Below are 10,986 nucleotides of genomic sequence, written 5' to 3'. Positions count from 1 at the left end.
CCGGTGCAACTGGATCTACTGGCGCAACCGGATCTACTGGTGCTACTGGATCAACTGGTGCTACCGGATCAACTGGCGCAACAGGATCTACCGGTGCAACCGGCTCTACCGGATCAACTGGTGCAACAGGATCTACCGGTGCAACTGGATCTACAGGATCTACCGGTGCAACAGGATCTACCGGTGCTACCGGATCAACAGGATCAACGGGTGCAACAGGATCTACTGGCGCAACCGGCTCTACTGGATCTACCGGATCAACTGGCGCAACAGGATCTACCGGTGCAACCGGCTCAACAGGATCAACAGGATCAACAGGATCAACAGGATCAACAGGATCAACTGGCGCTACTGGATCAACTGGTGCAACAGGATCTACTGGTGCTACCGGCGCAACAGGGGATACTGGTGAAGGCTCACTTGCTGATCTAATTCAAGCAGTAACACTGCTTGATGATGCAAATAGTTCAGAAGATTTAGATTCAAGAGAAGTCGGAAGCGATGGTTTAACCAGAGTTCTTATAAAATTCAACGATACCGCTGCAAATAATCTTGTTGTTGGTAATGTGGTCGTTGTAAATGGTCAACCTCACGTATTAACAGCTACTGATATTGCAGCTGAAGAGATTGCTGTACTGGTTGCTGTGAAACCTGGCACTAATGCAATTGTCGTGGAAGTGACCAATAGCAAAGGACAAGTTGAACGCGACCTGAAAGTTGTTGAAGTTACAAGTTCTGACTTAACCGGAAATGTTTCTATTGTTGAAGATGACAACAGCGATCAAATTCTCAATGTTGATGAAAAACCGGTCGATAATTTGGTTGATATTAAAGTTGAACTCGGCACAGACATTCAAATTGGTGACACAGTTGAAATTAACGGAATTGTTAAGACTGTCACTTCAGAAGATATTAACCTTGACCCTAGTTCTGTAGTTATTGAAAACGTAGGTCCTGTTAAAGAAGGTCAAAACACTTTCGATGCTATTGTGAAAGATTCTGCTGGTAAAATAATCGAAGAAAAAACGATTACGGTGACTGTTGATACCAAGCCTGCGGAATTGATTAATGGTATTAAGTTGATTGCAGATCAGAACGCAGATGGGGTGTTAAATAGCAAAGAGCTGGGTGCAGTTACTACGACTACACAAGTTGAAATCAGTTTAGGGCGTGATGCTCAAGCTGGTGATACGATTTCTCTTAATGGCGTTGATTATGTTGTTACGGCAAGCGATTGGTTGGCAGGTAAAGTCATTACCAATGTTGCAATAGTCGAAAATGCAAATACGCTTACTGCGAAAATGACTGATGCACAAGGTAATATCGATCAAGCGCAACTGGACTTTGTTGTTGATACACAAACGACTGATTTGGTTGGTGCGATTAAATTACTTGATGATATTAGTCCTGAAGATGGCGCAATTAATAAAGAGGAACTGGGGGCCGATAACCGCATTGATATCTCTATTCCATTAACCAGTGCCAATAAACCGGGCGATGTAATTAATATCAATGGTGACAATTATGTGCTTAAACAGGCAGATATTGATGCTGGCAAACTTGATGTATCTATTGCAGTACGTGAAGGTCAAAATGACATTGTTGTGAAAGCAACAGATACAGAAGGCAATGTTGATAGCTCCCAACTCAGCTTCCTTGTGGATACGCAAACCGTCAATCCAGTGATTACTGCAATTACTACAACAGGTGGCGGCAATTATGGTGCTGATAAAGCCATTAATGCTGACGAGCTGGTTAATTCTGTGGTCTTGAAGGGTACAGCCGAACCAAATTCAACAGTTGTTGTTGCCATTGAAGGTTTGGGCACGCCATATACTGTAATTGCAGACCCAACCGGTGAATGGAATGTACCTTTATCTACTGCAGATTTAACAACATTAAATGACTATCAACAGCAACAGGCTGATAGTTCATTAGATATTGAAATCACAGCAACGGATACAGTGGGCAATGTGAGTGCAACTGTTCACGACAATTCAATCCTGCTTGATAGTATTGCACCAACAGTCACTATTACTGTAGGCGCAGATGGTGTGGTTGAGGTCACATCAACAGAACCATTATTTAAACTGGACAACGGTGCAGTCACAGCAGTAAGCCTGCAAGATGTTGCAGATCAGTTAGACAGTGATCAAGGTAAATTTATTGTTGTTACACCAACTGGAAATGCACAGCCATATATTCAGTTTGTACCAATGGATCCAAATAGTTCTGTCGACCCGGCTACAGTAGATTTAACCAATGTCGATTTCTACGGCCCTGTAACCGTGAGCTTGGCACAAGGTACATTTACCGATCAGGTGGGTAATGACAATATTGCTGCACAAAGTACGGTAACAACTGTCGATTTAAGTTTGCCTCCAACTTTAACCATCACTTCTGATAGTTATGTTGTAAATGCAGCTGATAATTCAACGCTGATTACTTTTACATTCTCTGAACTGGTGAATGGTTTTGATATTAATGATGTCCATGTCACTGGCGGAAGCTTGTCGAATTTACGTCAAGATGTAAATGATCCTGAAATTTATACCGCGGTATTTACTCCAGATGCCAGCAATGAGGTAGCAGGGGAAATTACTGTAGATCCGGATGCATTTAGTAGTACGACAACGGGGAAAGTGAACGATACTGCTGCATCACTTGCAGAACCAGGTGTTATTTCGGGTGATGTGATAGTACCAAACGCAAACTTAGAATTAGTAGAAGATGACCTAGGTGATTCAACTACTGATGGTATTACTAAGACAGCAACAATTAATGTTTCCGGTCTAGAATCCGGCCAAACTTGGGAATACTCAATTGATGGTGGCTCAACTTGGAATAATGGAGCTGGTACATCAACTACAGGTAGTTTCGCAATTACCACAGATAACTTATATCAAGTTGGTGATATTAAAGTTCGTCAAACTGATGCTAAAGGTAATGTTGGTGAGTCTATACTGAACAAATCTATCCTTGTGGATAATTTGACGACAGTCAGTATTACCAAAGTAGCTTCAGATGACAAGATTCAAGCATTTGAAAAGGAGAAGGGTTTCACTATTGAAGGAGCTTCAGAAGCAAATGCTAGCATTACTGTGACTATAGGTGGTCAAACTACCACGACTGAAGCAAATGCGGCAGGTAAATGGATTGCAACTTTCCCTTCAGGTCAATCTACTCTAATAGGTAATGCACCATATACGGTTAACGTTACAGCAACGGATACTGCCGGTAATCAACATACAGCATCGAAAACTGATATTTCTAGCGAAGCTGACCCTTATTCAAGCTATAAAGGAATTATTAATGTTATCTCCGGTGATGATGTTATTAACGCAAGTGAAAAAGCTGCGGGGGTAAGTATTACTGGTGCTAAAGATGGTTTTGTCACCATGAAAATTTATAAATTTGATGGTAATACTCGTGGTACTGAGGTGGATTCTAAGATATTAAGTGCTGGAAATTCATTTAATACAACGTGGACAGAAACTCTGGATATGACTAAATATTCAGAAGGTAAATATATTGTTGTATTAGGGCGCACAGGATTATCAGGTGAATTAGCAACTCGAGAATTTACAGTAGATACAATTACTCAAGCACCAACTATTTCATTAACTGAAGATAGTGCCGGTAACAAAGTTTTGAATGGATTCACCAACGATACAACACCAACATGGAGTGGTAAGGCAGAAGCAGGTGCTACAGTTGAAGTTAAGGTAGGAGAAGTTTCTTATGGAACAACTGTTGCTGATGCTTCAGGTAATTGGAGCTTAACGGCTAATAAACCTCTACAACAACTACCAGCTAATGAAGGAGTTCCTTCAAGCGATGGACAATATCAGATTACTGTGATTGCTACAGATGTTGCTAAAAATTCAGCGTCTTCAAATTACACATTAACAGTAGATACTGTTCCACCTAAATTAACAATTGATCATGTAGCAGTCGATGATGTTCTCACTGCTGTTGAACTACAACAAGGTTTAACCATCAGTGGTACAGCTGAAGGTGCAGAAGATGGTCAGATCGTTGAAGTAACGGTCAATGGTCTGGGTCCTGTAGATGCGACAGTGACCAACGGTCAATGGAGTGCCAATATTCCAAGTACCTTACTGGATGACATTACCTGGGCTGATAATACACAGGTGACCATTACCGCAAATGTCACTGACAAGGCGGGTAATGCAGCGCAAACTGAAAGTCTTGAATTGCACTATAAAGCCAACAATTTAGACGAAGCTGATTCTATTGTTGAATTTAAGGAAGCTGATTTATTATTGGCTGCAAATGCTGACACCGGTTTAAACTTTACTGGTCAGTTTGCAATTCCAGGTACGGATTATTCGAAAATTTATCTGGAGCAACCTGCAACGCCATTAACCTCACAAGGACTAGATGTATTGTGGGAACACAATAGCAATGGTGACCTGATTGGTTATGTCAATAAAACCGTTCAGGGACAAGCTGTAAAAGCTGAAGTCGTGGTTTTTTCTATTGATGACAATGGTAACTACAGTGTGAACCTGAAACAGGCCATTGGTCATGGTGTCGCGGATAGTACATTAGATGATGTCATGGCATTTGATATCCGTATGAACTTTGCCAATGATCGTGGTGATGTATCGGCATCGCAGTACATTACGGTAAAAATGACGGATGATAATCCAACGACCAAGGCGAGCGAAACTTATAACCTTACCAACAGTTATGAAGTTACCGGGAATGTCTTTGTTGAATATGTCACTCAACCAGACAGCAGCGTAACAACCAATGTGTATAACTATGGTGCAGATGGTGGTTTTGTTAAATCTGTCACTGTGTCTGGGGTGGAATTTGTCTTCGATCCTAAAGAAAATACGGTTACCCAGAAAGGCGCATCAGCAGAAATCATTACCTATGCCTATAACTATAAGGGCCTAGAGGGTGGTGAATTGCTAGTAACAACCTTGTCGGGTGAAACGATTACCTTTGATCTGGCTACAGGTGAATATCATTATTCTGTATTTGAAGCAGCTCCTGGCAGCTACAATCAACCTGAACCAGTATCAGTATCACTAGGTGGTCAATCAAATAGCTTACTTGGTGCTGTCGGCCTGAATGTCGCAGGTTTAATTGATCTACAAAATAACCAATTATTCTCTGTGTCAGGCCAAGGCATGCACTCGGTAGAAGTAAGTATTTCGGCAGTTGATGTCGGCGGCTTATTGGGCACAGTATTAGGTGATTCGAAAGAGTTGCTGTTCAATGCAAAACTGGCAACTGAGCTGGGCTTAAAAGTAGTGTCAGAGAAAGCGACACTAGGCGTAGTACCGATGAAGTTAACCATTACCAATCTTGATGGCACCGAAATTAACAATTTGGATGCACTTAAAGTGAATCAGCTACTACAGACAGTCACTGTGGATGGTGGTGCTTTAGGCGGTATTCTAGACTTATCTGTTTTGCCGACAGTGAAGATTGAGGCAAAAAATAATGCCGGTACCACATTGGTATCGAAAAGCAATACAGAACTAGCAAATGTAGGTTTGTTAGGTGACTTGCTTTCAGGTGAAAAAGCTTCGACTGTGATTGTAGACGATGGAGCACGCAGTTCTGAATTGCGTCCAATTGACAATAATTTGTCTTATTCAATTTATGGCCTGGGTGGTAATGATCTTATCCAGGGGGGTAATGCGAATGACATCTTATATGGTGGTTCGGGAAATGACACCATTGTTGGCGGTGCGGGTAATGATCTCATTGTTGGTGGTCAAGGTAATGACATTATGACTGGCGGTGAAGGTTCAGATATCTTCCGTTGGGAGAAAAATGATTACCTGAATGGCTTTAGCGCAGCAGTAGACCGTATTACTGACTTTGATACTAGTCCTGTGGCTTTAGGTGGTGATGTACTTGATTTCTCAAATCTGCTTGTAGGTGCAGGCCGCTTTGGCTTTAGTGCCGGTAATTTGGTTAATTACTTGCACTTCACTTATGATGCAACCACAAATCAAACTATTATCTACATGAGTAAAGATGGTCTATTTACTGGTGGTTTCAGCGCAGATTTGCATATGTCGAGTGTTAATCAGGTGATTAAACTGGATAATGTGAACTTGTTGCAACAGGGTGAGGGTACTTATGCAGCTCAATTCAACTCTGACTATGAAGTAATCAATTCACTTGTCGCCAATGGTAAATTAATCACTAATGCCATTAATGCTACGTCTAGCAGTACGGTAACCGATGTCAAGGTTGTGGTTCAGGATAACGATGGTGATACGGCAAGCACTGATCTTAAATTCGATACCACGAATTTAACGGATGTGTCATTTAACCCAAATAATCAGGCACCGCTGGTATTTGGTAAAGACACCTCATTATTAGGTTTGGTTGGCCTGGATGTTTTGGGGTTGATTGAGCTGGGTGCGCAGGATATCTATGTCATTGATCCGAATAATGACTTGCGTCAAGTCACCTTGACCTTTGAACAAGTCCTGGGTGTAAATGTGACTAAACCAACATTTACCTATTCGAGCACACTGGCTACCGAGCTCGGCATTAAAGCTGAAATTTCCATCACAACAGGTGTGCTAAATCTGATTGCACCGACCATGAGTTTAACCATTACCAGTGCAAATGGTTTACAGCCAAATATTAGTAATGCTGCAATTAACCAATTCCTGGCAACAGTGAAATTCACCACTGAAGATGCTGCACTTGGTATTGTAGATGGTAATTTATTATCACTGGACTTGCTCAATAACATTAAAGTTACAGCAACAGACAGTCAGAATATTTCTACCACAGAATCATTGGGTAAATTACTGGATGTGAGTCTGATTACGAAAGACTCAGGCTTAAATTCAGGCTTGAATTTAATAGAAGGTGATGATGCAGTTGACCGCCTCGATGGTTCGGCTTCAGCTAAATCTGCAGTGATCTATGGCTATGATGGGGATGATATTCTCACGGGCAGTCGTTATAACGATACCATTTATGGTGGTCGTGGCAATGATACGATCAATGCAGGTGATGGCAAGGACTATGTATCTGGTGGAGAAGGTGATGACACTATTTATGGCGGTAATGGAGATGACTCTTTATGGGGCAACCAGGGGAATGATATCCTGTACGGCGGTACTGGCAATAATACCCTCAATGGTGGTGCAGGAAATGACGAGTTCCACAGTCAAGCTGTAGGTCGTGATACGGTGATTTATGATTTGCTTAATGCAGATGATGCAACCGGTGGTCACGGCTCAGATACCTGGTATGGATTCCAAAAAGGTAATACTGAGTTTAATGCTAATGCAGATGTATTTGATATTTCTGAATTGCTGAATGATTTTGATCATGGTAATTACGAGCACTTATTGATTAACAATGGTGATGTCGCTGGTGCGCAGAACTATTTAGGTCAGTATGTGAGCGTACAGAAAGTTGGAGATGATACCGTGATCAGTATTGACCGAGATGGTAAAACGTATGATGCCAGCAATAAGTTGGTTGCAGATGACTATCCGACTAACGCTCCTTTATTGACTTTGAAAAATGTCGATACCAGTCTGGAAGAGTTATTACATAATAACCAGTTATTGTTTTAATCTGTTTTAGTTTAGAAAAACCGTTTCATTTATGAAGCGGTTTTTTTATTGGAAAATTATAAAAATTAATAAAACATTAAGAGGTTAATGTAGTAAAATTAAACACAAATTTAATACCAATATATGGTTTTTGAAATGAAAATTAATATCGGTTATTAGAAATTTAGAAATTAAAGTTATTAAGGTGGTAGTAATAAACATGGCATCTATTTGTTTAAATATGATTGTAAAAAATGAAAGTCATATTATAGAAAAAACTTTGGAAAATATTTGCCAGCATGTTGAATTATCATATTGGGTTATTTCTGATACAGGGTCAACAGATAATACTGTAGAACTAATTGAGAGTTTTTTTAAAAAGAAAAATATAACAGGTGAAATTATTTATGAGTCATGGTTAAACTTTGGTCATAATCGTGATGTTGCATTAAAAGCATGTCAGGGAAAAAGTGATTATATTTTATTTTTTGATGCTGATGACTATTTTACGGGGGGGGTGAACCTAGCAGTTTTAGATAAAGATGCTTATTATTTGAAAATGACCAATGAAGGAAGTAGCGTAAAATACCAACGAAAATTACTTATTAAAAATGATGGAAAACATTATTGGCGAGGAGTTCTGCACGAATTTTTAGGTACCAAAGAGCCTGTAGAAACCACTTATATTGAGGGAGATTATGTGGTTATTTCTGGTCGTAAAGGACATCGTAGTCTAGATCCCGATAAATATTTAAAAGATGCACAAGTTTTAGAAAAAGCAATTCAAGATCAAATCGATCCTGATTTAATCGCCCGTTATTCATTTTACTGTGCGCAATCTTATCGGGATGCTGCAAAGCCTGAACAAGCCATTGAATGGTATAAAAAAAGAACTGAACTTGGAGATTGGGATCAGGAAGTTTACTTCAGTTTTTTACAATTAGGGTTGCTGTATGAGAGAAAAAAACAAATTATGGAAGCACTCTATTACTGGCAACTTGGCGTAAGTATCGATCCATCACGTGCTGAATGTTGGTATCACCTTGCTCGACGACATAACTGGGATAAACATTATGATTTAGCATTGTGTTTTGCTGAAAAAGGCCAAACATTGTCTCTACCAAAAGGTAATAAGCTATTCTTAAGCAATGATATTTATCAATATTGGTGTAATTATGAAGTTTGCATAAATGCGTATAAGTTGGATAAAAAACAAAAAGCATATGAATCATTTAAAAAGCTTATAAAAAATGCTCCAGAAGATTTAGTGCAGCGAGTGATTCACCAAATTGATACTTATCAAGCATTGATTGAGCAAGATTCTTTTTATGAAGTGAAACAACTTACGGAAAATTTGAAAACAGCTGGTTATATTGAGCTTGCTAAGAAATATATGCTTTAAACAGTTTTTTAAAATAGAGTATGTGTGTTTTATAGGGCACATCTCATCTCAATATTTTTGTGGATTGATATATGGTTGATGTGAATAATAATATGGTATCTTTTATGTTGGAATATCCAATGGCATGGAAAAATGACACGAATAAATATCATAAGATTTTTTTAAATAATATGATGAAGAGTATTATTAATAATGATATTAGTCTATCCACTATCTCTATTGGTTGGCCTGCATATGGCATACAAAGAAGTCCGTTAAATAATACAATATTGTTGGCATTTCATAGCTATGAAAATCCGGAAAATGTATGGTCATTTAAAGAATCTCCTATTCATGGCTTATATAGCATAGATAAATCCGGTTATTCGGGGTGGAGTGACATTTGTATTCATTATGAGAATTATGAGGAACGAATTAATCAAATTTCTGATGAGAATGCTGAAGCTATTATTTTGAATTATCAAAATAAAATAAAATCGGGTATGACCAAATATAAACAACCTGAAATTGACCATAGCCTCCCTGATGAATTTGTTTTTTTTCCACTTCAAGTCCGTACAGATTCGGTTGCAGAAAAGACATATTTAGATTCTCTGGATGTTTTAGAACGATTATCTACGATTTCATTTCAGTTAAAAAAATATATCGTGGTCAAAAAGCATCCGTGGTGCAAGTCAAATGCGGTTCGGGCCACATTATTAAAATTAGCACAAGAGAATCCATATTTAATCATTAGTAATTCAGAAATCACCCATCTAATCACGCAATCCAAAGCTGTGTTGGCCGGTAATTCGGGAGTAAGTTTGGAAGCACTCATTTCTGGAAAACCAGTATTTTGCTTTGGTGAAAGTGAATGGTCACGTGTAACTCAAATCATTCAATCTTTAGATGATGTTCATCTCGTGTTTGAGAAGCCTGTATATAATCAAAATATTCCAAAATTATTGGCATTTTTATTGTCAGAATATTGGGTAAGTGGCAGCAATTATGCTCAAATTAACAGACGAATATTAGAGATTTATCAGTGCTATCAAAATGTTAGTGAGCATAGTGTCACAAATGAAGCCGAATTAAATCTAAAATTAGAAAAAAAAATTACCAAATATCAACAGCAGTACACACTAAAATATAACGATATTCGAGAGGTTGTATCTGATTATCAGCATTTGAAAAAAATTGAAGCTGATTACAGTCGGTTAAAAAAAATTGAAATTGAAAATCATGTTTTGATGAATAATGAAAGTGAGGCATTACGCGGCCCAACATTATGGCAAGGTACAGTTATTAAAACCAATTATTCACGCTATTTATGTTTCAATCGTGAACTAAACTTGATTTTTTCAGCTACGGCTAAGGATATTGTTGCTAATCAAGCATATGATTTATTTAGAGTGAAACACTTGGAAAATCATTTAGTATTGATCTATATTATCCATCAAGGACGAGTATACTATTTATCAATGGACAGTAAAAATGTGACGGATGAATTAAATCTTGCTTCTCGATTTACGTTGAAAATAAAAGATAATACCTTAAGTTTATGTGCTGATTGTGGGCGATATTTATCTTCAAATCCTGACGGTGCAGTATTTTTTGACCGTAATAAAGCCTTGGCATGGGAATGTTTTTATTTGAAGACTATTTATCCACAATTAGAGGTTTAAATAATTATGATATTTAAAAAATTTAAACCTTATTCCTAATATTATAGGGGGGAATTTCCCCTTCTATTTAATTATCAATAAAGTTAATTTAGAAATTAGGATTTTTTGCTAATAACTAATCATATTTTTACGTTATTCAAATTAAGAGTAAAGATTTTGGTAATATTTATGCGAGTAATTATATAAAGACATATTAAAAATAAATGAATTTTTATAATTCAACTTCTCTAAATGTAGCTATAAAATTTCTCAATTTCTCAATTTCTCAATTTCTCAATTTCTCAATTTCTCAATTTCTCAATTTCTCAATTTCTCAATTTCTCAATTTCTCAATTTCTCAATTTCT

General features: G+C 38.1%; 3 protein-coding genes. All 3 read left to right on the top strand.

Annotated elements, in window-relative coordinates; all coding sequences use genetic code 11:
• Positions 1-7,595, top strand: a 7,595-nt coding sequence (locus ACU0NF_RS11680) for an Ig-like domain-containing protein (protein ID WP_445661224.1), incomplete at its 5' end; no start/stop codon positions are given.
• Positions 7,596-7,794: 199 nt separating this feature from the next.
• Complete coding sequence (locus ACU0NF_RS11675) at positions 7,795-8,976, top strand: glycosyltransferase (RefSeq protein ID WP_445661223.1); 1,182 nt, start codon at positions 7,795-7,797, stop codon at positions 8,974-8,976.
• Positions 8,977-9,047: 71 nt separating this feature from the next.
• A complete protein-coding gene (locus ACU0NF_RS11670; RefSeq protein ID WP_131383593.1) occupies positions 9,048-10,640 on the top strand; it encodes a capsular polysaccharide export protein, LipB/KpsS family in 1,593 nt (530 codons plus the stop codon).
• Positions 10,641-10,986: the final 346 nt, after the last annotated feature.

It is taken from the genome of Acinetobacter sp. F16, assembly GCF_052712855.1.
This window is presented reverse-complemented; position numbering and strand designations above follow the sequence as displayed.

Bases quoted from the DNA above. Each gene is read 5' to 3' on its own strand.
- ACU0NF_RS11670 (WP_131383593.1), top strand. From the start codon at position 9,048: ATGGTTGATGTGAATAATAATATGGTATCTTTTATGTTGGAATATCCA.
- ACU0NF_RS11675 (WP_445661223.1), top strand. From the start codon at position 7,795: ATGGCATCTATTTGTTTAAATATGATTGTAAAAAATGAAAGTCATATT.